Source organism: Arcobacter roscoffensis (genome assembly GCF_024267655.1).
Classification (GTDB): domain Bacteria; phylum Campylobacterota; class Campylobacteria; order Campylobacterales; family Arcobacteraceae; genus Arcobacter_B; species Arcobacter_B roscoffensis.
In genome coordinates, this window is the sequence record NZ_CP100595.1 from 2772096 (window position 1) to 2796549 (window position 24454).

25 protein-coding genes are annotated in these 24454 nt (G+C 28.0%); 13 read left to right on the forward strand and 12 right to left on the reverse strand.

What is annotated here, in order from left to right; all coding sequences use genetic code 11:
- Positions 1–85 precede the first annotated feature (85 nt).
- Genes NJU99_RS13120 through NJU99_RS13140 form a run of 5 tightly spaced genes read left to right on the forward strand, consistent with a single transcriptional unit; the run spans position 86 to position 4847 of the window.
- On the forward strand, positions 86–1993 hold the full coding sequence (locus NJU99_RS13120; RefSeq protein WP_254576357.1) for an FIST N-terminal domain-containing protein: 1908 nt from the start codon (positions 86–88) through the stop codon (positions 1991–1993).
- The gene (locus NJU99_RS13125) at positions 1990–2655 is read left to right on the forward strand and encodes a response regulator transcription factor (RefSeq protein ID WP_254576358.1); all 666 of its coding nucleotides are present in this window, start codon (positions 1990–1992) and stop codon (positions 2653–2655) included. Before NJU99_RS13120 ends, NJU99_RS13125 begins: the two co-directional genes overlap by 4 nt.
- Before the next feature lies 1 nt (position 2656).
- Positions 2657–2857 (forward strand): sulfur carrier protein ThiS, encoded by a 201-nt coding sequence (thiS, locus tag NJU99_RS13130; protein WP_254576359.1) that lies wholly within the window; start codon positions 2657–2659, stop codon positions 2855–2857.
- Between the two features lie 6 nt (positions 2858–2863).
- On the forward strand, positions 2864–3196 hold the full coding sequence (locus tag NJU99_RS13135; protein WP_254576360.1) for a YraN family protein: 333 nt from the start codon (positions 2864–2866) through the stop codon (positions 3194–3196).
- A 55-nt stretch (positions 3197–3251) separates the two neighbouring features.
- A complete protein-coding gene (locus tag NJU99_RS13140) occupies positions 3252–4847 on the forward strand; it encodes a cation:proton antiporter domain-containing protein (protein ID WP_254576361.1) in 1596 nt (531 codons plus the stop codon).
- Position 4848: 1 nt separating this feature from the next.
- On the opposite strand, the gene NJU99_RS13145 is transcribed toward NJU99_RS13140, so the two are convergent.
- From NJU99_RS13145 to NJU99_RS13155, 3 genes are all read right to left on the reverse strand, one after another.
- Positions 4849–7353, reverse strand: coding sequence for a methyl-accepting chemotaxis protein (locus tag NJU99_RS13145; RefSeq protein WP_254576362.1), 2505 nt, complete (start codon positions 7351–7353; stop codon positions 4849–4851).
- 68 nt (positions 7354–7421) lie between these two features.
- Positions 7422–8597 carry a YbfB/YjiJ family MFS transporter gene (locus NJU99_RS13150; protein WP_254576363.1) on the reverse strand — a complete coding sequence of 392 codons (1176 nt, stop codon included), beginning with the start codon at positions 8595–8597 and terminating at the stop codon, positions 7422–7424.
- Positions 8587–9399 carry an AraC family transcriptional regulator gene (locus NJU99_RS13155; RefSeq protein WP_254576364.1) on the reverse strand — a complete coding sequence of 271 codons (813 nt, stop codon included), beginning with the start codon at positions 9397–9399 and terminating at the stop codon, positions 8587–8589. Before NJU99_RS13155 ends, NJU99_RS13150 begins: the two co-directional genes overlap by 11 nt.
- A 232-nt stretch (positions 9400–9631) precedes the next feature.
- Between NJU99_RS13155 and NJU99_RS13160 the strand changes: the two genes are divergently transcribed.
- From NJU99_RS13160 to mqnE, 4 genes are all read left to right on the forward strand, one after another.
- On the forward strand, positions 9632–10726 hold the full coding sequence (locus NJU99_RS13160; protein WP_254576365.1) for an aminotransferase class I/II-fold pyridoxal phosphate-dependent enzyme: 1095 nt from the start codon (positions 9632–9634) through the stop codon (positions 10724–10726).
- An 82-nt stretch (positions 10727–10808) separates the two neighbouring features.
- Positions 10809–11465 (forward strand): carbonic anhydrase, encoded by a 657-nt coding sequence (locus tag NJU99_RS13165; RefSeq protein ID WP_254576366.1) that lies wholly within the window; start codon positions 10809–10811, stop codon positions 11463–11465.
- An 8-nt stretch (positions 11466–11473) separates the two neighbouring features.
- Entirely contained in the window at positions 11474–11794 is a 321-nt protein-coding gene (locus tag NJU99_RS13170) for a hypothetical protein (RefSeq protein ID WP_254576367.1), read from the forward strand.
- A 7-nt stretch (positions 11795–11801) separates the two neighbouring features.
- Positions 11802–12866, forward strand: coding sequence for an aminofutalosine synthase MqnE (mqnE, locus tag NJU99_RS13175; RefSeq protein ID WP_254576368.1), 1065 nt, complete (start codon positions 11802–11804; stop codon positions 12864–12866).
- Between the two features lie 36 nt (positions 12867–12902).
- On the opposite strand, the gene NJU99_RS13180 is transcribed toward mqnE, so the two are convergent.
- From NJU99_RS13180 to NJU99_RS13195, 4 genes are read right to left on the reverse strand one after another with little or no spacing between them, the layout of a single operon-like run.
- Positions 12903–14465: a hypothetical protein gene (locus NJU99_RS13180; RefSeq protein WP_254576369.1), complete on the reverse strand. Its 1563-nt coding sequence runs from the start codon at positions 14463–14465 to the stop codon at positions 12903–12905.
- Positions 14466–14481: 16 nt separating this feature from the next.
- Complete coding sequence (locus NJU99_RS13185; RefSeq protein WP_254576370.1) at positions 14482–15093, reverse strand: lysophospholipid acyltransferase family protein; 612 nt, start codon at positions 15091–15093, stop codon at positions 14482–14484.
- Positions 15093–16403, reverse strand: coding sequence for a tRNA (N6-isopentenyl adenosine(37)-C2)-methylthiotransferase MiaB (miaB, locus tag NJU99_RS13190; RefSeq protein WP_254576371.1), 1311 nt, complete (start codon positions 16401–16403; stop codon positions 15093–15095). The genes NJU99_RS13185 and miaB overlap by 1 nt, the downstream gene beginning before the upstream one ends.
- Positions 16404–16422: 19 nt before the next feature.
- Entirely contained in the window at positions 16423–16665 is a 243-nt protein-coding gene (locus NJU99_RS13195) for an HP0268 family nuclease (RefSeq protein WP_254576372.1), read from the reverse strand.
- A 151-nt stretch (positions 16666–16816) separates the two neighbouring features.
- Between NJU99_RS13195 and nusA the strand changes: the two genes are divergently transcribed.
- The 3 genes from nusA (at position 16817) to NJU99_RS13210 (ending at position 21490) form a co-directional block, all read left to right on the forward strand.
- Entirely contained in the window at positions 16817–17989 is a 1173-nt protein-coding gene (nusA, locus tag NJU99_RS13200; RefSeq protein WP_254576373.1) for a transcription termination factor NusA, read from the forward strand.
- A 1-nt stretch (position 17990) separates the two neighbouring features.
- Positions 17991–19394, forward strand: a complete 1404-nt coding sequence (gene cysS / locus NJU99_RS13205; RefSeq protein WP_254576374.1) for a cysteine--tRNA ligase — start codon at positions 17991–17993, stop codon at positions 19392–19394.
- Between the two features lie 116 nt (positions 19395–19510).
- Positions 19511–21490: a BCCT family transporter gene (locus NJU99_RS13210; protein WP_254576375.1), complete on the forward strand. Its 1980-nt coding sequence runs from the start codon at positions 19511–19513 to the stop codon at positions 21488–21490.
- 24 nt (positions 21491–21514) lie between these two features.
- Here the strand turns inward: NJU99_RS13210 and NJU99_RS13215 are convergent, their stop codons facing one another.
- From NJU99_RS13215 to holA, 5 genes are all read right to left on the reverse strand, one after another.
- On the reverse strand, positions 21515–21673 hold the full coding sequence (locus NJU99_RS13215; protein ID WP_254576376.1) for a hypothetical protein: 159 nt from the start codon (positions 21671–21673) through the stop codon (positions 21515–21517).
- A gap of 98 nt (positions 21674–21771) precedes the next feature.
- Positions 21772–22029 (reverse strand): 30S ribosomal protein S18, encoded by a 258-nt coding sequence (rpsR, locus tag NJU99_RS13220; protein ID WP_254576377.1) that lies wholly within the window; start codon positions 22027–22029, stop codon positions 21772–21774.
- 17 nt (positions 22030–22046) lie between these two features.
- Entirely contained in the window at positions 22047–22583 is a 537-nt protein-coding gene (locus NJU99_RS13225) for a single-stranded DNA-binding protein (protein WP_254576378.1), read from the reverse strand.
- Positions 22584–22606: 23 nt separating this feature from the next.
- A complete protein-coding gene (gene rpsF / locus NJU99_RS13230; protein WP_254576379.1) occupies positions 22607–22960 on the reverse strand; it encodes a 30S ribosomal protein S6 in 354 nt (117 codons plus the stop codon).
- An 82-nt stretch (positions 22961–23042) separates the two neighbouring features.
- Positions 23043–24023 carry a DNA polymerase III subunit delta gene (holA, locus tag NJU99_RS13235; RefSeq protein WP_254576380.1) on the reverse strand — a complete coding sequence of 327 codons (981 nt, stop codon included), beginning with the start codon at positions 24021–24023 and terminating at the stop codon, positions 23043–23045.
- Positions 24024–24085: 62 nt separating this feature from the next.
- Here holA and fliW point away from each other — a divergent pair, with 62 nt between their 5' ends.
- Positions 24086–24454 carry a flagellar assembly protein FliW gene (gene fliW / locus NJU99_RS13240; RefSeq protein WP_254576381.1) on the forward strand — a complete coding sequence of 123 codons (369 nt, stop codon included), beginning with the start codon at positions 24086–24088 and terminating at the stop codon, positions 24452–24454.

Genomic DNA, 24454 nt, shown 5'->3' on the forward strand with positions numbered 1-24454 from the left:
TGTCAATAAGTTACAGTTTTTATTCATTGATACATTTTTTCACATTTTTCACATTTTGTAAAATCATAATTTGTTATAATTTCGTATGAAAACCTATAATTATAAAATAGATGATTCTTTTTGTAAAGAAGAAATTGACTTTGAACAATTTAAAAACCATTGTAATATTTTAGTACAAGTTTTTTGTGGACAAAACAAAAAAAATTATAAACAAACACTTGATTATATAAAAGAAAAAATTCCAAATGCAATTTGTATAGGTAGTAGCTCAGATGGTGAGATTTATAAAGAAGAGGTTTTAACAAATTCAATTGTTGTATCTATTAGCATCTTTGAGACAACTTCAATAAAAGCTAGCTTTAGTGAACTTGAAGACTCATATGAAAAAGGTGTTAGTCTAGCAAAAGATCTAATCAGTAAAAACACTAAACTTTTGATACTTTTTACAAACTCTTTAAATATAAATGCAGAAGAGTTTCTAAAAGGTGTAAATAGTATTTCAAAAGATGTGATTATCTGTGGTGCGATGGCTGCTGATAATGGCAATTATAAAAATACTTATATTTCTTTAGATAATAACATATATCAAAATAGTGCTGTGGGAGTATCCCTAAATTCTGATAATCTTGAAGTTAAAAATGATTTTAGATTTAATTGGTCTTGTATTGGAGTAGAACATGAAATAACAAAAGCTTTAGACAATAAAGTTTACGAAATAAACAACTTAAAAGTATGTGATTTTTATAAAAAATACTTAGGTGATGATATTTTAGAATCACTACCTGAGAGTGCAACAACTTTTCCTTTACTTATAAAAACAAATAAAAACCTAACAGCAAGAGCCTTAATGAAAATAAATAAAGATGGAAGTTTTCAGTATACAGGTAATTTTAAAAATAAAGATAAAATCAAATTTGGATTTGGAAATGCTGAAGTAATCTTAAAAAAGCCAATAGTAGCAGATGAAAAAAGATTTGCAAATAGTGAAAGTTTTTTTATTTATTCTTGTTTAGCAAGAAGAAGATATATGCCTAATCTTATTTTTAATGAAAACAAAGCCTATGCAAACATAGCTTCTACAAGTGGTTTTTTTGGGAATGGAGAGTTTTTTTATAAAGACGGAAGTACACAGCTTTTGAATCAAACATTTACAGTAGTATCGCTAAGTGAAAACCAAGAAAACTCAAAAAAAAGTTTCCCTTTAGAGCTTGAACAAAGTAACCTAGATGACTTCTATACAAGAAACATAAAAACCTTAACTCATTTAATAGAAGCATCATCAAAGGATTATGATGAGCAATCTACAAAACTAGAAGTAGAAAAAATAAACTCTCAAATGCTTCTAACATCACAAAAGATTTTTTTAAGACATGCAGTTCATGAAACTAATACTCCCTTATCTGTAATAATGAGTAATATTGAGCTTTTCGAGATGCAACATGGGAAAAATACATATTTATCAACAATTGAAGTTGCCTTAAAAAATGTCTTTAATATCTATGATGACTTAAGTTACCTAGTAAAAAAAGATCAAGTTTTATACCCTAAAAAGAAAATTGATTTAGTAGATTTTATTAGATCAAGAATTGATTTTTTCTCCCAATCGGCTAATCAAATAGGTTCAACTATTAAATTTTTCAGCCAAAAAGAGTCGATTATTTTTAATTTTAATGAAACAAAACTTCAAAGAATAGTAGATAATAATCTAACTAATGCTATAAAATACACAGAGGAAAACTCAAATATTTATATATCATTAAAAAAAGAGAATAAAAACTATGCCTTAACAATTTCAAGTTGTTCTCAATATATTCAATATCCAGAAAAGATATTTAAAGAATATTATAGAGAAACTTCTACGAAAAAAGGTTTTGGTTTAGGACTAAGTTTAGTCAAAAGGATTTGTGACGAAGAAAATATAACTATTAAAATTGATTCAAATGAGTATTTTACTTCATTTAGATATCTTTTTAATGAAAGAGAAATTATATGAGAATTTTATTATTAGAAGATGATGTAATGCTAAATAGAGCAATTACTGAGTTTTTACAATCAAGAAAATATGAAGTTAGAACTGCAAGAGATGGGAATAACTGTCTTAGAATATTAGATATGGAAGAATTTGACTTATTAATATTAGATATTAATGTACCAGATATTAATGGTTTTGAAGTTTTAGAGTTTTTACATAAAAGAAACAAAGTAATTCCAACTATTTATATTTCGGCACTTATTGATATTGAAGATATTTCAAGGGCATTTGAGCTTGGTTGTTATGATTACCTAAAAAAACCTTTTCATCTAAAAGAGCTATCTCTTAGAATTGATAAAATTAGTCAAGCTAAAATATTACCCCAAAAAGATAAAAAATTGTCAGATTCATATAGTTTTAATCCAAATACTTTAACTCTTTTGTATAATAACGAAGTTCAAAGTTTGACAAAAAGACAAATACAAATTATTCAACTTCTAACAAAGTTTAAAAACTCAGTAGTAAACTATGATATGTTTAGAGAGTTTGTTTGGAACGATGAAATTGATAATGCCACTATTAGAGCAGAAGTTAATAGAGTCAAAAAATCTTTAAAAGAAGATTTTATTACAAATGTTAGAGGTCTTGGATATATGATTGAATATGAGAAAGAAAAGGTTTAATATGAATTTAATAGTAAATGGTGAAACAAAGAATTTTGATGAAAACTCAAGCTTACAAGATATTATTACATCATTAAAGATTGAAGATAAAGTTATGGCAGCGGCTGTGAATATGGAAATTGTAAAAAAAGACAATTGGAGTAGTTTTAAGCCAAAAGATGATGATAAAATTGAATTATTGCAATTTGTTGGTGGTGGGTGATTTTTAATGAGTAAAGAAAAAGGAGATTTTGCTGAAAAAAAAGCACTTAGTTTCCTTGAAGATAGAGGTTTTAAAATAATTGAGCAAAACTTCTATGCAAAAAAGCTAGGAGAGATAGATATTATTTGTAAAAAAGATAATGTCTACCACTTCTGTGAAGTAAAATCAGCCCCTGATTATGAAACTGCTATAAATAATATCCACAAAAGTAAACTCTCAAAACTAAAAAGAAGTATAGATTATTATATACAAACTAAAAAAATAAACCCAATATTTTGTATTGATGCAATAATAGTTTGCGATGAGCAAATAGAACACCTAGAAAATATCACTTTGTAAAAAAAATAAACAGTTTTATCTTGTTAAAAAATATACTTTAGGATAAAATATATACATGGAATCAATACTATTTATACTATTTTTATCACTAGCAATCTCATCAATATTAAACATTATTTTAAAAAAATATGAAATTTCTCATATTATTGGATATATAATTACAGGTATAATAATTACCTCTATTTTTAACCTAAGCAAGAACCATAATCTAGATGCCTTAAACCTAATAGCAGAGTTTGGTATAGTATTTTTAATGTTTACTATTGGACTTGAAATGTCAGTAAATAAACTAAAAAAAATAAAAGAGCTCTTATTTGTAAATGGTTTTTTTCAAGTAGCTATTAGTGCTGTTTTAATCTTTGTCATAGCAAAGTTAGTATTTTCTATTGATACGGTATCAGCTATTATAGTGTCCCTTGCTTTTTCTTTATCTTCAACTGCTATTGTCTTAACATACTTAAAACAATCAAAGGATATTTACACTCCTTATGGAGAAAAAACAACAGCTATTTTAATTTTTCAAGACTTAGCTGTGATACCTATACTTTTGCTTATAAGTTTTTTATCAAATGATACTTTAGAACTGCAAGATATTATTCTAAAAACTACTTTAGCAGCTATTGCTATTATAGTTTTTATGTTTACTATTGGTAAAAAAATTGTAAATTGGCTACTACAGTTTTCAACAAAAGCAAGACTTGAAGAGCTATTTATAGGTTCAGTTTTATCTATAGTTTTTGGAGCTTCTATTTTAGCTCATGAATTAGGATTTACTTATTCCCTTGGAGCATTTATTGCAGGTATGATTATAGCTGAGACAAAATATCATATAAAAGTTGAATCAGATATTGCTTCATATAAAGACCTTTTACTAGGAACTTTTTTCTTTACAGTTGGTACGAAAATAGATATTATTTATCTTTTTGAAAATATTGTATATATAGTTCTAGTTTTTATAGCTATTCTTTTATTAAAAGCTATTGTAATTTACTTCTTAATTAGAAGAAAATCAAATAAAAATGACTCAGTAAAAGCAGCTCTTGCCCTATGTCAAGTAGGTGAGTTCTCATTTGCAGTTTTTGCTTTAGCTTCTGCAAATGGAATTTTAGATGAAAACTTAAGTAAATTTTTAATATTAGTTACAGTTTTATCTATGATAATAACTCCATTTATTGTAAACAATATATACAAAATAGCATCATTTTTTGCACAAGAATATTTTGAATCTGATAATATTACACCAATTGATAAAAAGAACCACATAATAGTTTGTGGATACTCTGCACTTGGAAAAAGAGTTGCTAGTAAACTAAATGAAAAAGAAATACCTTTTGTAATAATTACAGATAATTTAAGACATGTATTAAATGCAAGGAAAAGTGGATATATGGCATACTTTGGGCACTTAGAAAAGGTACAAGTTTTAGAATCACTAAAAGCTGATGAAGCTTCTAGTATTATCATCACATTAGATAATCTAGAAAAGAAAAGATTGATTTGTGATGCGATTTTAAAGTATAAAGCAAACTCAAATATAGTTTTAAAAATCAATAATTTTAATGAAAAAAAAGAGTTTGAAGATTTAGATATTGATAATTTTGTTCACGCTCACAATAAAATCGCCTCACTTCTTGTAAAAAAGAGTTTATAGGCTATTTGCCTTTAAACTCTTTAGTATTAGTATCTTCAACAACCTTTAAAGCTATCTTATTTGTTTGCTCTGCGATTGTTTTTGTTTCTGTAGCAATTGCTGCATTTTTTTGCGTTTGACTATCTAACATATTAATAGCATCATTAACTTGCTCAACTCCTGTTTTTTGTTCACTTGAAGCTGAGGCTACATCTTTTATTAGCTCTATTGTTTCTGTAATACTACTATTTAAATCACTATAACCTTTAATCATATTCTCAGAGATATGTTTACCTTCATTTGCTTTAGAAGTGGCATTTTCAACTATTGATTTTATTTCATTTGCAGCTTCTGCACTTCTACTTGCTAGATTTCTAACTTCTTGGGCAACTACTGCAAAGCCTTTCCCAGCTTCACCTGCTGTTGCTGCTTCTACTGCTGCATTAAGTGACAAGATATTTGTTTGGAAAGCAATTTGATCAATTACTAAAATTGCTTCACTTATTGATTGAACTTGCTCATTTATCTCATCCATTGCTAAAGTTGTACTAGTAGCTAAGTTTTCACCCTCTTTTACAGAACTTGTAAGTTGATTTGTTTTGCTACTCATTTCATTTACTTTTTGAGTATTTGTAGTTACTAAACTTGTGATTTCCTCTAAGGCTGCTGCTGTTTGTTCTAATGAAGCTGCTGCTTCATTTGAACTTGTATTTAAAGAATCAACATTACTTAAAAGTTTTTGCGAGCCATTTTGAAGAGTAAGACCATTATTTTTATTCTCAAGTAGCATTCCTGTAATTGAATCACCTAAATCATTAATTCCATCAATTAAACTTGCCAACTCACCTCTTAAGTCTTTTTTGTCAACTTGTTTTAAATAATTATAGTTTGCATATTCGCCTAAAATCTCTAAAATATTATTGATATTATTATCAAGATTTATAAGCATTGTATTAATTAAATCTTTTAGTTCATTTAAACCTTTATTAGAAGAGTTTGAGTTTATTCTTTGGGATAAATCCCCTGAATTTACACTATTAATAACTGTACTTGCATCACTTATTAAGCTTTTTTCCTCTTCTAAACTTTTTTGAGTTAATTCGATATTTTCATTTACAGCTTTTGCCATTAATCCTATTTCATCATTTGATTTAACTTCTAAAAGTTTTATATCCTCTGTCTTTTTATTTACATAATCGAAGAAGCTTAATAAAGAGTTTTGGAACTGCTCTAAAGGTTTTAAAACTAAGGCATTAAAGAAATATAAAGTTACTAAAGCAACTAAAACAATAATAATTAGAGAAAGCACTGATATTATTAATCTTAACTCATGAGCAGGGGCTAAGGCTTCTTCTTCATCAATTTCGGCAATAATTGCCCACTTTGTAGTATCAAAGATATCAATTGTAGATGAAAGACTTAAAACATCTATTCCTCTATAATCAGTAATAATATCTTGAAAGTCTTTATTTTCTAAAGCATTTTGTACAGATGGAGTTTTTATTTCCCAAATACCAATAGTACTTCCAAGGTTTTGAACAACATCATTTTTTATATCTTTTATAAATCTTGAATTGTTTCTCATTTTATAATCACTACCAACTAAATAAACTTCACCACTATTTCCTAATCCTGCTTGTTTAAATTTACCTTCAAAGTTCATAATAGCATTGATGTTATCAACTGGCATTTGAAATATTAAAACACCTTTTTTTACATCATCTACAAAAATTGGTGTTGCAATAAATGAAGCTGCTGCATTATAACTTGGCTCATAAGGTGCGAAATCTTCAAATGCTAAGTCACCTTCTGATAGGTTTAAAGCTTTTTTATAAGCTTTTGCAATACCTGTATTTGAGTAAACACCTGATTTTAAATTTGTAGCAAAATCTTTTTCTTTAAAATCTGTATAAATTAAATTTCCTTTTAAATCAACCATAAAGATATCATATAAAGCAAATTCATTTAAATACTTATCGTAAGTTAAGTGATACTTTTTATGGGCTTTCATATATGAAGAATCAAAGGCTTCATCATAAATAAGTGAATTTTTTTCACCTAATTTTTCTTTATTATTAGTAATAAAAATATATTGAGCAATTAAAGCACTATCTAGTGAGGGTACATATGAAGAAGTACTTCTTCTATTTTGTGAATTTGGTACATCATAATTTACACTATTTAAATAGTTTGCTTCAAAATCATTTTGTAATGATTTTTTGATACTTTGAGTATCTAAATCTATTTCATCACTAAGTTTATAAAAACCGTCTTCAAACTCTAAAAATGCCTCTTGAGTAGATTTGGAGTTTGCAAGTGAAATAAGTAGTGATTTTAATGAATTAAAATAATTATTAATTTCACTTGCTTTAGTTGTTTCAATTGACTTAAGCTTGTTGTACTCAGCTTCTAGTAAAGCTTCTGTTGATTTATTTACAGATAAAACAGTAATAAAAACTCCAAGTATCAGTAGTCCAATAACTGATACTAAAGTAAGTTTTATCTTTATTGACATGTTCTTAAACATATGCTCTCCTTTAATGCTTTCATTATATCTACATATTGTAGCACAAAGGTATCACAAATTTTATAACACTACTTATTTATTACTTTTTTTGAAAATAAAAGCAATAGAACTCCAAAAGAAACAATAGCTGCTGTTAAATAAAGAGCATAATTATAATTACCTGTTAGTTGCGTTAAGCTTACTGCATATAAAGGTGCTGTAACTTGCCCTATTCCATAAGCTGTAGTTAATGCACCCATCAGCATTACAGGGTTTTTCTTTGCTAATTGTCCTCCTAAATTCATAAATAATGCAACTAGTCCAACAAAAGTTCCTCCATACAATACCCCACAAAAAAGGTTTAAATACATATTACTTGTAAGTGTAGGAATTAAAATACCAACAACTTGTAGACTCATTGCAAGTATTATTATATTTACACTTCCATACTTATAAGCTAATCTCATCCAAATAATAGAAGATGGAATTCCAGCAAGACCCACTAAAAGCCAAGACAAAGCTGCGACATCTTCTAATCCTTCAATTGATTTTAAAATAGTTGGTAAGAAAGTTCCTTGAACAACAAAACCAACTCCCTCTGTAAAATAAGCAGCAATTAAAATAACCACAAAAGGTGAGAATATAGCTTTATTAAAAGGGTGTTTTTCATTATTACTTGCTACTTTTTTATCAAAAGATAAAATATATAAAGGATAAAAACAAACAAGAGCGGCACTTAAAGTCAAAATAATCCAAGAGTTTTCCCAAGAAGAGTAAGATAAAACATATCTACTTATAATATCCGAGCTAGCTAGGGCTATACCAATACCAGAAAAGTATATTCCCATTGCTTTTGTTTTATCTTCAAAATTAAGCTTTACCATAACAATAGCAGCACCAACAATCAAAGCCATTGCTGCTGCAAAACCTGCAATTATTCTTGATATAAACCATAAGATTTCATTTGTAGTAATTCCTAAAATAATTGTGGTTAAGATACATAGAACAATCCCTATTCTAAAGTACTTTACTTTTGTATCTATATCTTTTATAAAAATTGCAAATATTGCTCCACTTAAATACCCCACATAATTTACAGAAGCCAAGATTCCAGAGAAAGTTAAAGTCAAAGCTTCATCTTCAAGCATCGCAGGAAGCAAAGAAGTATAAGAAAATCTTGCAACTCCAACACCTATAAAAAGTCCTATAATTCCAGCAAGTAAAATATTAAAATTGCTATTTTTATCAAGTAAATTAATCTTCATTTTTTTCTATTTCCTTTTGATACGCTTTTGGAGTTATTGCAAATACTTTTTTAAATACATTTGTTAAATGACTTTGATCATAGAAGCCAACTTCTAAAGCAGCCTTACTTATATCAAAACCATCAGCTATAAGTTTTTTTGCTCTATGCACTCTTTTATTTACTATATAAGCATTTGCAGATAAACCAAAATCTTGATTACAAACTCTTATAATATGATAAGGGCTATAGCCTAACTCGTTTGAAATTTTTGAAAGTGTTAGTTTTGAAGAGATATTATTTTCAATATACTCTTTGAAATCTTTTGCAATTTGAGTTGTATTATCCATTTTTACAACTTCACTTTTTTTACAATACATAGTGAATATCTCTTTAAAAAAATCTAATAATAAAAGCTCTTTTTTGATACTTTCATTTGAAGAGTTTAAAAATTCAAAAAGTGCAAAAAAACTATCTAAATACCTTTTTTTGACAATTTTATTAGGTAAAAGCAGAGTATCTTCTGTTTTATAAGTTAGTTTCTGTAAATTCATATACCATGATCTATCTATATAAATAACATAATAGTCTTCGTTAAAATCGCTACTTATTGAATAATGTACTTCATTTGGATTTATTACAACTAAAGTATTTTCATCTAATATTGTTTCTTTTTCATTTATAACTATTTTAGCTGTTCCTTTTTTCAAGGCTAAAAAGCATATTAGATTATGATAATGTTTTTGAGAACACTCATGAAAACTTCTTGAGTATTTTAGTTCTAAGTAGTCTAAATCTTTGATTTTTAATATTTTGTTATTCATGGTAAAGATAATACATAATAGTTTGTTAAAAGTCTTGTAAAATATTGCTCTTTATTAGAAAGATGAATGTAATGAGCGATACATTCATCTTTTTAAATGACGTATATAAAATTAGTAAAAAAAGTATAACAAGACAAAATAGCATTAAACTAGCATCTAAATTATTCATTAATTATTCAACTATTTTTTATGGTTTTTTAGATAACATAAATAAACACTTATGGAGAATTTTTTGTATTCAAAAGAACTACTTTCAATTAAAAAATCAAATAGATTTAGAACACGAGATATCTTCAATGAAAACTTAATTGATTTAGCTTCAAATGACTATTTAGGTCTAGCTTCCAATGTAAATATTTTTCAAAATGCTTATGAAAGAGTACTTAAACAAAAGTACTATTCACCCAAAGCTTCTATGCTTGTAAATGGTTACAACCCTATTCATAAAGAGTTTGAAGAGAAGCTTTGTGAAGTAAATAAATTTGAAGCAGCTGTTTGCGTAGGTTCTGGATTTTTAGCAAATATTTCCATGATAGAAGCACTTTGTAGAAAAAATGATACTTTATTTATTGACGATGACTATCATGCAAGTGGTATTTTAGCTACTAAACTTCTAAAAGATGAACAAGTTATTGTATTTAATCATAATGATGAAAAAGACTTAGAGGAAAAACTAAAAGCTTGTGAAAGAAAAGGTAGAAAAATAATCGCCATTGAGGGTGTTTACTCAATGGGTGGAGATCTTGCAAAAGAAGAGATATTCCATATAGCAAAAAAATACGACAGCCTACTAATTGTAGATGAAGCTCACAGTTCAGGTGTTTTAGGAGATAGTTTATTGGGAATTTTTGATTACTATAAAATTAAACCTAATAAGCATCATATCAAAATGGGCACACTAGGAAAAGCCTATGGTTCATATGGAGCTTATATCTTAGCTTCAAAAGAAATTATTGAGTTTTTACAAAATAGAGCTAAGCCTATTATTTACTCTACTGCACCATCACTTTTTGATATGGCAATGGGCTTAGAATCTTTACACTTTATTGTAAACAATAAAAAAGCACTAAAAGAAAAAATAAATAAAAATCTGAAAATAGTTGAAGAAATTTTAAATATCGCATCTGAAAGTTTAATTATTCCAATTGAAATTGCAGATAATAAAAAAGTTAAAGAGATTCAAAAAGAAGTTGAAAAAAAAGGCTTTGTAGTTGGAGCAATTAGGCAACCAACTGTAAAAATAGCCATTATTAGACTTATAGCAAAAATAGATATAGAAGAAGATGATTTAAGAGATGTATGTAAATTAATAAAGGAACTTATGTGAAAATAGCAACTTTATTAAGTTTTCTTTTACATTTTCAAGTGAAGTTGAAATAATAAAAAAATAATAGATAAGAGTAAATAAAATGATTTTAAAACAATTAATAAAAGGTCACAAAAGCTTTCAAGAAAGTAAGGTTCCAAAGTGGCAAGAAGAACTAAATGAATTAGTTCTAAATGGACAAAAACCAGAAGTATTATTTGTGGGTTGTTCAGATAGCAGATTAACACCTGATTTAATGTTAAATACAAAACCAGGTGATATGTTTATTTTAAGAAATGTAGGTAATTTTATTCCTCCATTTAGACATGATGAGGATTTCCATGGAAGTGCTGCTGCTATTGAGTATGCAGTTGCTGTTCTTGGAGTAAAACACATAATAGTATGTGGTCACACTCACTGTGGAGCTTGTAAAAGCTTATATGAATATGATCAAATTCCTGATACGACTTCATTGGTTCATGTTAAAACTTGGCTAAAACTTGGTATGGCTGCAAAAGAAAAAACTTTAGCTGATAAAAAGTTTAATACCCAAGAAGAGATGTATAGAATAACAGAGAGAAACTCTATAAAACATCAATTAAAAAATCTTTTAACTTATCCTGATGTAAAAAAGAAAGTTGAAGATAAAACACTACAAATTCATGGTTGGCACTATGATGTACAAAATGGTGAAATTGATTATTTAGATGAAAAAGAGAATCAATTTAAACCATTAAGTGAAATGAAAATAGAAGAATAGGAAAAGATATGAGTGAAACTGAAGTTAGGAAACTACCAAAGAAAACTGTTATTATAATTAGTATAATTGTAGCTCTTGCAATTGCAATATTTTTTGTACTAAAAGATTTAAAAGAGAAAAAAATGACTGAAATACTTGCTACTTTAGGACACAAAAATATAAATAGTATGGAAGTGATTAATAAATTAAGGGTAGAAGATACTAAGACTAGATATAAAAGTACAGTATATAAAGTAAGATTCTTTGATGGTAATCTAAATAAAACTTGTATTGGTTTTATTCATATTGGAAGACATAAAGAGTTAACTAAAGATTTAGATTGTAAATAGGAAAATTATGAGTATTATTGAAAAATTAGAAAATGGGCAAAGACTAAGCTATGAAGATGGTGTAGAACTTTTTGATTTAGACTTATTTACTTTAGCTCATTATGCAAACAAAATAAGAGAAGAAAAGCACGGTAAAAAAACATATTTTAATATTAATAGACACATAAATCCAACAAATGTATGTAAAGATGTTTGTCAATTCTGTGCCTATAGTGCAAGTAGAAAAAATCCAAATCAATGGACAATGAGTCATGAAGAGATTTTGGATATTGTTAAAAACTCTTCAAAGAATGATATTAAAGAAGTTCATATTGTATCAGCACATAATCCAGATACAGGCTTACAATGGTATATGGATGTTTTTAGAAAAATTAAAGAAAATTATCCTTCAATACATGTAAAAGCCTTAACAGCAGCAGAAATACACTTCTTAAGTAAAGAGTATGATGTATCTTATGAAGATTTAATTTCTATGATGAAAGAGCATGGAATTGATTCAATGCCAGGTGGCGGTGCTGAGATTTTTGATGAAAAAGTGCGAAAAAAAATCTGTGGTGGAAAAGTTAAATCTGATGAATGGCTACAAATTCACAGACTTTGGCATAAAGCAGGAATGCAAAGTAATGCTACTATGTTATTTGGTCATGTAGAATCAAGAGAACATAGAATTGATCACATGATAAGACTAAGAGACTTGCAAGATGAAACAGGTGGTTTCAATGCCTTTATTCCTTTAGTATATCAAACAGAAAACAATTACTTAAAAGTTGAAGAGCCATTAACTGGTCAAGAGATTTTAAAAACTTATGCAATTGCTAGAATTATGCTTGATAATATTTCAAATATCAAAGCATATTGGGCAACATCAACGGTAAAACTTGCACTAATAGCTCAAGAATTTGGAGCAAATGATGTTGATGGAACAATTGAAAAAGAATCAATTCAAAGTGCTGCTGGTGCTTCAAGTGCAGGAGGAGTTGCTTTAAAAGAGTTTGTAGAGCTAATCCAAAATACAGGATTTACACCTGTTGAAAGAGATTCTATTTATAATGAATTAAAGGTTTGGAATTAACCTTTAATTCTTTTTATTTCTATTAATATCTTTAGATTATTGAGGTTGATTAAATTGAATATTAAACTCAATATCTAAATTACCCTCTTCATTTTTTATCATACTTATTGGATAAGAAATACTAATTGAATATAACTCATTATTTATCATATCAATTAAATCAAAAAACTCTTTAGGTGTAGCTACTTCAATATTAACCAAATAGTTGAATACAGTAACTTTCTTATTTTGACTTGATTGAAATTTAACTATTGCATTTTCGGGCATTAAAATCTTTAATTGTTCAGTTACTCTTGAAATAGGAAAAAACTCATCTACAATATACCTACTATTGTATTTTTTATAGTTTATATCTTCTAAATCAAGTAAGTCTTTAGCCATAACTGTACCATCAACGAAATATTTCTTATCTTTTGAGTCCAATTCCACTTCTATTGTTTCATAAAGTGAGCCAAGTTCTGGTTGAAGAGACTTTATAAAAGTATCATCTTTTATAAACTTAGCTCTTAGAAGTAAAGCATCTCCATCTACAACCATTTCACTTAATACTACATCATAAGGAATTGAATCAAAAATAGCTTTTATTCTTTTTATAATTCTGTCATTTTTATTGACATGATCTGGAAGTTTAACTTCACTTCTTAGATTTTTCTCTGTTTTAGTTTCTTGAGTTTTGTTTTGTGATACTTCATCAAATAAAAGATAAACTCCATAAAAAGATAAAGCAAAAAATAGCACAATAAGAATAGTAAAGTAATTACCTTTCTTCTCTTTTTTTCTTGGACTTATAAAGCTTTGTTTTTGATGTTTATCTTTTGATAATTCAAAAATCTCTTCATCAATATTTATTGGTTGATAATCTATTGTAAGTAGTAGCTCATTACTTAAATTATCAATTTGTTCTTGGCTCAATTGCTTTAAAGTATAAAGAATAGTAATTTTATCAATAAATGTTTGTGATTCTTTCTCATAAAACTCATTTAAATTATTGTGAATAATTTCACTTAACTCTAAATAATAAATTTCATCAAAAAGCTTTTGTCCTACTACATCATCATCATAAAAATGTGTTTTTTTAACACTATCAAAATTTGGTAGTTCAACTGTTTTACTGTAAACAATCTTTGATTTGTCATCAAGTATTAATATAAATGCCTTATTATTGAATAAAAAAATTAGAAGTTGATTCTTACATACTTTTTGTTCAATATGTAAATTCAAAATATGAAAAGCAGAATAGATATAATCAATCCCTGTTTTCTCAAAATAGTGTTCTGTCTCAAAAAGAGTAGATTTTAAAACAGCAATATCATAGTCATTATTAAAATGTGCTATTTCACAATCATTTGGTTTTTTACTTGATTTAGGAATTAATTTTGTTGTATCACTAATAAGTAAAGTAGAGATATAAGTTACGGGTGTTTGTTTCTGAGATGCATTAATTTTATGAGCAATTTCATGGGATAATATCTCATCTTTAACTAAAAAAACTGAATTATTCGCTTCACTTATCTGCTCATCATCTAGCTTTTTATAATCTAGTTTTAATTGAGTATCATATTTAATTGCATTAATATATAAAGACTCTTTACTAAACATATATTTCCTATTTAAACTATTTAATTGAATGAACCATTAGTTTTTCTTTAATAAAATCTTTTGCTTCATCTATTTGTAAGTTACTAATATCATAAGGTTCTGACATATAAAAATCTATTTTACCAAAAGGCTTAGGTAAAACAAACTTATCCCAAGAATCAAACTGCCAATACTTACTTGGTTTTGAGTTTAAAACTACAACTTTAGAACCACTTTTTTGAGCAATGGCTACAACACCATTTGCTACAGAAAATCTAGGTCCTCTTGGACCATCAGGAGTAATAGCCACGTCGCTTCCTGATTTAATTTCCTTAATTGTACTAATTAAAACTTTAGCTGCACCTTTAGAAGAAGAACCTCTTATGGCTTCTATTCCTAAAAGTGAAAAAGTTTTTGATAGAATTTCTCCATCTTTATTTAAACTAATCATACCTTTTACTACTTTATTAGCTCTTTGGGCTTTGTAGTTAAAAGGTTGACTTAGCAAATCTCCATGCCACATAACAAAAATATAAGCTTCATCATCTAACTTTGGATGATGATAAACTTTTTTGTTTGTAGCATAGATTAATCTAACTAAAAAATATAAAAAATATGGTAATATTTTTAGTTTAAAGAAAAGCTTCATTAGGCTATTACTTCACCCTTTAAAGCTGTTCTTGTTACATCTGTTACTTTAACATCCACAAATTTACCAAGTAAATCATCACTACCTTTTGCAAATACTTGAAGATAGTTATCAGTATAACCAGAAATCTCACCATTTGGTTTTAATGACTCAACTAAAATATTTACAGTTGAACCAATAAGCTTAGGCATTTCTTGTTCAAGATGTCTTTTATGAAGTTCAATTAACTCAGTTAATCTTGCACTTCCAATTTCATCAGGAATTTCTTGTTCTTTTAGCTCTAATGCTGCTGTTTCAGGTCTAGGTGAGTATTTAAAATTGAATACTTGATCAAAGCCTACTTTTCTAACTACATCTAAAGTATCTTGATAGTCTTCATCTGTTTCACCAGGAAATGCAACAATAATATCAGTTGTAATTCTAAGGTTTGGAACTAACTCTCTCATTTTAGCTGCTCTATTTAAGAACCACTCTTTTGTGTATCCTCTTTTCATAGCTCTTAAAATTGAAGTTGAACCACTTTGTAATGGCATATGAATACATCTAGAGATCTTTTCATTTTTTGCAAACTCTTCAATAAACTCATCATCCATATGTAAAGGGTGAGGAGATGTAAATCTAATTCTTTTTAATTTCTCAATTTTTGAAACATCTTGTAAAAGTTTTGTAAAAGAGTACTTAGGTCTTTTATCTGAAAATCTTCTACCATAAGAGTTTACATTTTGACCTAAAAGCATAACTTCAACTGCACCTTCATCAACTGCATTTTGAACTTGCTTTACAATCATTTCAGGTGGAATAGAAATCTCTTCACCTCTTGTATTAGGAACAATACAGTAAGTACACTTTTTATCACAACCAACTGAGATATTTACACTAGCTCTATATTTGTTTGTTTTTGCAGCAGCAAATTCATACATTGACTCATCATTGTCAATAGCAATTTCAACTGCACCTTTTACATCAACAACGTCTTTTATCTTAGAGATGTTTCTAGCACCAACAACAAAATCTACATATGGTGCTCTTTTAATGATGTCTTTACCTAAATGACTTGCCGTACATCCACAAACACCAATTTTAGCTCCATCTTTTTTCTTTTTATTGAATTGACCTATTTCAGAAAAAAGTTTTTGTACTGGCTTTTCTCTTACTGAACATGTGTTAATGATAATTAAATCAGCATCTTCAATTTGCTCAGTTTGAGTGTAATCTTTATGCTTTTCTAATTCAGATGCAATATGTTGACTATCAGTGTCATTCATCTGACAGCCTAAAGTTTGAATAAATAATTTTTTGTTTGAACTCATTTTGCTAAACTACTTTCTATTAAAGTGCATGAACCTCATACATATATTCTTCATCAGCTAAACCGTATTTAACTTCTCTAAAATATACATTTAAGCCTTCATCTTCTAAAGCATCTACTAATGCCATCATATCTTTGTGAGAATTATCTCTATCAAAATAGAAAATTTTTTCACCCTCTTTTTGTAATTCTTCTTTAATCTTATCTAATTGTACTTTTTTGGGTTTTTCATTTAACTCGTTTCTAGCAAATAATAATTCCATTTATTAAGCCCTTTTCTTTTTTAATCTAACTATACATTTTATCTTAAAATTGCTTTAATTTGTATAAAAGAAGTTTTAGATATAATATCTGCCTACATTACATTGGAAATCAAAACAAATCATTTCAATGTCAACATAAAAAAGGTTATTAATGGACAAAATAATAGATATTTTAGATTCAATTGCCTATGAAAAAGGCTTAAAAATTGAAGATGTTGAAAATGCTTTAAAAGAAGCATTAATCAAAACTGCCCAAAAAATGGTAGATGAAACATTAGTCTTTGATGCAAATATCGATAGAGAAAATAAAAAGTTAGAACTTTCACAAAAAATTGAAGTTGTACCTGATGGGGATAATAGAACTTTAGGTTTAGGTGAAGATGAATGGGGAAATAAACTTAACCCTGAAAACTTTATTGAACTAAGCGAAGCAAAAGAGATTGATCAAGATTTAGAAGTAGGTGATACAGTAGATTACGACCTTGAATTTGAAAATATGGGAAGAAATGCAGCTACGATTTTACATAACAATTTTGAATATAGAATTCAAAGATTTATTGAAGAGAATTTAGTTAGTAAATATAAAAGTAAAATAGGAAGAATCATCTCTGGAACTGTAACTAGAGTAGATAGAGCTGAAAATACATTTATCGAAATTGGTGAAGTTAAAGGTATGCTTGCTAGAAAAAGTAGAATTAAGGGTGAATCTTTCAGAATTGGTGATACAATTAAAGCAGTTGTAAAAGCTGTAAATATTGATAAAACTAATGGTTTAATTATTGAAATTTCAAGAACAAGCCCTAAATTCTTAGAGTCATTATTAAAACTTGAAGTTCCAGAACTTAAAGATGAAAAAATCTCTATTGAAGCAAGTGCTAGAATCCCAGGTTCAAGAGCTAAAATTGCACTTTTAACTACTGATCCACAAATTGATCCTATTGGTTCTGTTGTTGGTGTAAAAGGTGTTAGAATTAGTGCTGTATCTCAACAATTAAATGGCGAAAACATTGATTGTGTTGAATTCTCAACAGTTCCTGAAATGTTCTTATCAAGAGCATTATCTCCAGCTATTATATCATCTGTTAAGATTGATAAAGCTCCTGAGGGGAATGAAAAAGGTAAAGCAACTGTTACAATTCCAAGTGATCAAAAATCTAAAGCAATTGGAAAAGCTGGTTTAAATATTAGATTAGCTTCGATGCTTACAAAATATGATATTGAGTTAATTGAAGTTGAGGGTAAAACACCTACTTCATCTATGGATTCAAATCATAATGAAGAAAAAACAAGAGATACTTCATCTTTAGAAGCACTATTTAAATAACATGAAAACTATAAATATATTTGATTCAGTAAAGAAGAAAAAAGTTCCATTTGAAGCTATCAAGAAAAATCAAGTAAAAATATATGTGTGTGGGCCAACAGTTTATGATGACTCACACTTAGGTCATGCAAGAAGTGCAATTGCCTTTGATTTACTTCATAGGATGTTTAAAATAAACAACTATGAAGTAACAATGACAAAAAACTTTACTGATATTGATGATAAAATCATAAAAAAAATGTACGAAACTTCTAGAACACTTGAAGATATTACTACTTCTTATATCAACGCTTACAAAAACGACATGAAAGCTTTAAATGTATTAGATAATACTTTAGAGCCAAAAGCAACACAAAATCTTGAAATTATGAAAGATATGATTAATAACCTAATGTCTAAAGATGTTGCTTATAAAACTAGCGATGGTATATATTTTGATACATCAAAAGATGAAACTTATGGTTCTATTTCTTCAATGGCTAGTGATGAAAACTCTCAATCAAGAGTAGAAACAAATACTGAAAAAAGAAACCCTTCTGATTTTGCCTTATGGAAATTTGCTAAAGAAAATGATGTAAGTTTTGAAGCTTCTTTTGGTTTGGGTCGTCCAGGATGGCATATTGAGTGTTCTGCTATGATAAAAGAGCATTTAGCTTATGAAGATGGTGATTATCAAATTGATATTCATGGAGGAGGAGCTGATTTACTATTTCCTCACCATGAAAATGAAGCCGCTCAAACTAGATGTGATTCAAAACAGCATTTAGCAAAATACTGGATGCATAATGGTTTTGTAAATATCAATGGTGAAAAAATGAGTAAGTCACTTGGTAATTCATTTTTCTTAAAAGATATTTTAAAATCATACTCAGGTGAAGTTGTAAGATTCTATCTTATTACAGCACACTACAGAGCAAACTTTAATTTCAATGAAGAGGATTTAATAGCTTCTAAAAAAAGATTAGACAAGTTTTATAGAGTTAAAAAAAGAGTTTATGGTGGAGGAAAATCTGCTGTAAACAAAGATTTTAAAGCTGCAATTATTGAAGCTTTAAATGATGATTTAAACACTTCAAAAGCTCTTTCAGTTATAGATGAATTTATCAATAATGCGAATGAAAGACTAAATGAAAACCCAAAAGATAAGGCTTTTAAAAAAGAACTAGTAGCATCTTTAGAATTTATTGAAGAAGCTTTAGGTTTTGGAGGAAGTGACGCCTATGAGTATTTCCAATTTGGAATTGATGAGCAAACAAAAAATAAAATTGAAGAACTTATTTCAAAAAGAACTGAAGCTAAAAAAGCTAAAGATTTTGAAACAGCAGATAAAGTAAGAGATGAATTATCAGCTATGAGTATCAACTTAATGGACACACCAAATGGTGTTGTTTGGGAAAAACAATAGAGCCTAACTTAATTTAGGCTTTATTTCTTAATTTAAATCAACTTCTTAATTATTATCTTAATATTAGATTTTTTCAATATAATATATGTACTTACAAATTATAAAGGAAATATAAAATGACAAGTAAATTAAATAAAACTGTATTTTTTATATCTTCTGCTTTGATTATTACTTTAGCACTTTTTGCTTCTGTTTTTCCAAAAGTAGCAGATAGTTTTTTTAAAGCTTTACAATCTGTAATAGTAGAAAATGGTAGTTGGTTTTATGTACTAACTGTAGCTATTATCTTAATAACTGTTGCTTTTTTAGCTTTTTCAAAATATGGAGACATTAAACTAGGGCCTGATCACTCAACATCTGATTATACGAATTTATCTTGGTTTGCTATGCTTTTCTCAGCAGGTATGGGTATTGGTTTAATGTTTTTTGGTGTAGCAGAACCTGTAATGCACTTTTTAAATCCACCTGTTGGAGATGGAAGTACCGTTGAGGCTGCAAGAGAAGCTATGAGAATTACATTCTTTCACTGGGGATTACATGCTTGGGCTATATATGCAATTGTTGCAATTATTTTAGCCTTCTTTAGTTATAGACATAATCTACCACTTACTTTAAGATCTGCACTTTATCCAATTATAGGGGATAAAATTTATGGACCTATTGGACATGCTGTTGATATTTTTGCAGTTATTGGAACATTATTTGGAGTTGCTACATCTCTTGGATATGGTGTTTTGCAAGTAAATACTGGATTAAACTACTTATGGGATGTGCCTGTTAGCCCTACTGTTCAAGTAATATTAATTCTTGGAGTAACTGCACTTGCAACATTATCTGTAACTACAGGACTGGATAAAGGTATCAAAAGATTATCTGAATTAAATCTTTTATTAGCTGTAGGACTTTTACTATTTATTTTAGTAGTTGGACCAACTGTATTTTTACTTCAAGCTTATGTACAAAACATAGGTTCATATGCCTCAAATATTTTAAGTAGTACTTTTAATCTATTTGCCTATGAAAAAACTGATTGGATTGGAGGATGGACTATTCTTTACTGGGCTTGGTGGATATCATGGTCACCATTTGTAGGTCTGTTTATTGCTAGAATTTCTAGAGGTAGAACAATTAGAGAGTTTACACTGGGTGTTTTATTAGTTCCAACTGGATTTACTTTAATGTGGATGACATTCTTTGGAAATTCAGCTATTAATCTAATTCTAGCTGATGGAATTACACAACTTGGAACAACTGTATCAAATGATGTTACTGTTGCACTATTTGCATTTTTAGAGAACTTTCCTTTTGCTGCTTTTACTTCTGTGATTGCAACAATTATGGTTATTGTATTCTTTGTTACATCATCGGATTCAGGTTCAATGGTAATTGATATGCTTTGTTCAAACGGTAATGATAATACTCCAATTTGGCAAAGAGTTTATTGGGCTGTAGGAGAAGGTGTAGTAGCATCTGTTTTAATCCTTGCTGGAGGCTTAGCTGCCTTGCAGACCATGACCATTGCTAGTGCTTTACCATTTAGTATTGTCTTACTAGTTGCAACTTATGGACTTATAAAAGCATTAAGACTTGATATTGCAAAAAAAGAGAGTTTACAATACTCTACAACTATGGCATCATCAACAACTAATTCAGAAGACTGGGATAAAAGACTTAATAATATTGTAAACTATCCAACTAAAAAGAATGTTAGAAGATTCTTAGAAAAAGTTGTAAAACCAGCTATGGAAGATGTTGCAAAAGTATTAAGAAAAAATGAGTTTGATGTAGAAGTAAAAATGAATGAAACTAACGATACTGTAAGTTTAGTTGTAAACCTTGGAGAAGAGACTAATTTTGGTGAAAATAAAAACTTCTTATATGAAGTAAAAAATATATCAAGAATTAAGCCTGCTTTTGTAAATGAAGATAAAAGTGAAGAAGAAAGAGCAGAGGATGAATTATACTTTTGTGCAATTGTTCACTTAATTGAAGGTGGACAAGACTATGACATTATGGCTTGGGAGAAAGATAGTATTAGAAGTGATATTGTTGATCAATACGAAAAACATATGCACTTTATGCACTTAATTAACTAAAAATAAAAGAGGATTCTTCCTCTTTTATAAACTCTTTTTTAATAACTCTGGCATCTTTTGTGCTATTTGCTTAAAATCATATTTAAAACTTTTTACTACAACTTTATATAAGTCATGGTTTTCATACTTTTTATGCCACTTATCTTCTTTATTTTCATAAAGATTATAATATTCAAATCGCAAACGTAATGCTTCTTTTAATAAATTCTCCATAGTAACATATAAAAAAAAAGGGGAAGAGGTAAAACCTCTTCCCCTTTTAGATTTATAAAAACTTATACTTATCTAGCGTATGCAGAATCAGTAACGTTTTTAGTATCAACAATGTAAGGAACTAAAGCCATGTGTCTAGCTCTTTTGATTGCTTTCTCTACCATTTCTTGAGAGTTTTTAGAGTTTCCAGTAAGTCTTCTAGGCATAATTTTACCTCTTTCAGACATAGAAATCTTTAATAAATCTGTGTTTTTGTAATCAATGAAATCAACTTTCATTTCAGTGTATTTACAATATTTTTTTCCGTATTTTCTTCTTTCAGCCATTTTATAATCCTTTTTTTCTAGAACGGTATTTCATCTTCGTCTATATCTATTTCAGGTATTTTTTGTTCAGGCATTTGTTGTGCTTGATTGTTCATACCACCATAGTTGTTTTGCGTATTACTATTTTGAGAATTCATATTATTGTATTGATTTGCAGCTGGTTGATTATACGATCCACCTTGTGGATTATAACCTTGGTTGTCCCCAGATGTGTTATTCATTGAATCACTCTTAGAATCTAACATTTTCATAGTGTCAACTCTTAAAGAGTGTCTATTTCTGTTAGTTCCATCCTGAGCAGTCCATTGTTCAAATACAAGTCTTCCCTCTAATAAAACTTTAGAACCTTTTCTTAGGTATTGATTAGCAACTTCAGCTGATCTACCAAAAATATTAAAATCTAAAAAACAAACTTCATCTTTTTGTTCACCCGTAGATGTTTTATATTTATATGAAGTTGCAATAGCAGATTTAGCAATAGCTGCACCTGAAGGTAAATATCTTAGTTCAATATCTCTAGTAAGATTTCCAACCATAATTACTTTGTTATACATAAGTAGTTCCTGTCTTTATTTTATTAGTTAGCTTTTTTAGCTGCCTCGTCGCTCATTTTAGTCCATGCAGCGATTTCTTTTTTGTTTTCATATTTAATGAAAATAAATCTAATGATGTTTTCGTTGAACTTGTAGTTTCTTTCAAGTTCTTTGATACTTGTAGGCTCACCTTTGAAGTAAATTACAAAGTAATAACCTCTTTTGTTTCCTTCAATTTCGTAAGCTAATTGCTTAGTTCCCATATCGTCACAAGATACAACTTCTCCACCATTTTTAGCAATATTTGCTTTTACAGTTTCAATTTGAGCTTGAGTCTCTTCTTCAGTTAAAGTAGGTTTAACAATAAACATTGTTTCGTAATGTTTTAATTTTGACATCTATTTTTCTCCTTATAGTGTTTGCCGGTATCTTTACATTTCCTAATATCAGCAAGGATGAATTTTTGTAAAGTCCGTGATTTTATCTAAATAAAACTGTAAACTTTCTTAGAGTTGCTTGTAAATACAAGTTTTGATTAGTGATTTTTGAAGTTTTAAAATCTAGTTCAATATCTAGTAGATATTCCATCATATCAGCAAAGACTTCTGGCTTAATATTTATTGCTAATTTTGATTTCTTTTCCCAAATATTTTTTGGAGGAACAAAACCTAATATCTCTTTTGGATTTGGAGCACCCATTGTTCTAGCATATGAACTTATCATAAATAATTGTTGTACATAAGAAGTTACTTGTGATAAAAGATATATCTCATTTACACCCTCTTCTAATAAAAGTTGTAAATCATCACTTATATCTTTTCCTTGAATTAAATCATTTAAAAAGTCTTCAAAAGATACATCACCTATTCCAAAACAGTGGCTATTTATTATATTTGAAGTAATTTTTACATCTAATACAGCAAGTTTTTTTAAATCATTCATACATAAAGATAAATCATTTTTATGCATAAAAAATAGATGATTTAAAGCAGAAACTTCATAGTTTATACCCAAAGTCCTAGCTTCATTTTCTAAAATTTTTACAGCTTCATGATTTGCAGGAGAGAACATTCTAATACTAACTGAATTTGTTTTATCACTAAAGTAAGTTCCCATAGTTTTAAATTCGCTATCTCCTAAACATGAGAAGATAACTGTACTGTTACTATTTGTATTACAAGCTTCTATAAGCTCCATGATTTCTTTTTTAGGTCTTTTTTTATCTAATTTTATTAAAAGTATATTATTGTCAGAAAATAGTGAAGATTGCAAAAGCTTATCTTTTGCATATTTGAAATCGTAATCATCAAAATATAGTTTTTCTACGTCTTCTTTACTACCATGTAATGCTAATATTTTAGAAGCATAATATTCAACTAAAAAAGTTGATTGACCAAAAAACATATAAGCATTAAATTTTTTATTCTGTTTTAAATGATTATCAAATTCGTTTCTATACATAAAATATATCATATCCTAAGTATACTTTCAATAAAATTGTGTCACTACAAAAAAGGCTTTAAATGTACGAAATTACTATTCCCTTACTGGGATTTGATGAAACTAAAAATGTAAAATTAGAAAAACTAGATGATTATTTTTCAACATTGATTCTTGATAAAGAGAATTTAATCAATTTTACAATAGTAAATATTAAGTATTTACAACATGCCGCTTTTGATTTTAATATTGAAGATGAAATCTTAGAAAAAATGCATATTAGAGCAAGAGAAGATTTTGATATATATTTTTCTGTAGTACTTCAAGATCCTATTGAAAAATCAATAGTAAATCTTGTAGCACCTATCTTAATAAACAAAAGACACAACTTAATAGGTCAATATATTATAAAAGATAAAATACCTAAACTTTTTACAAATTTAAGAGAGTAA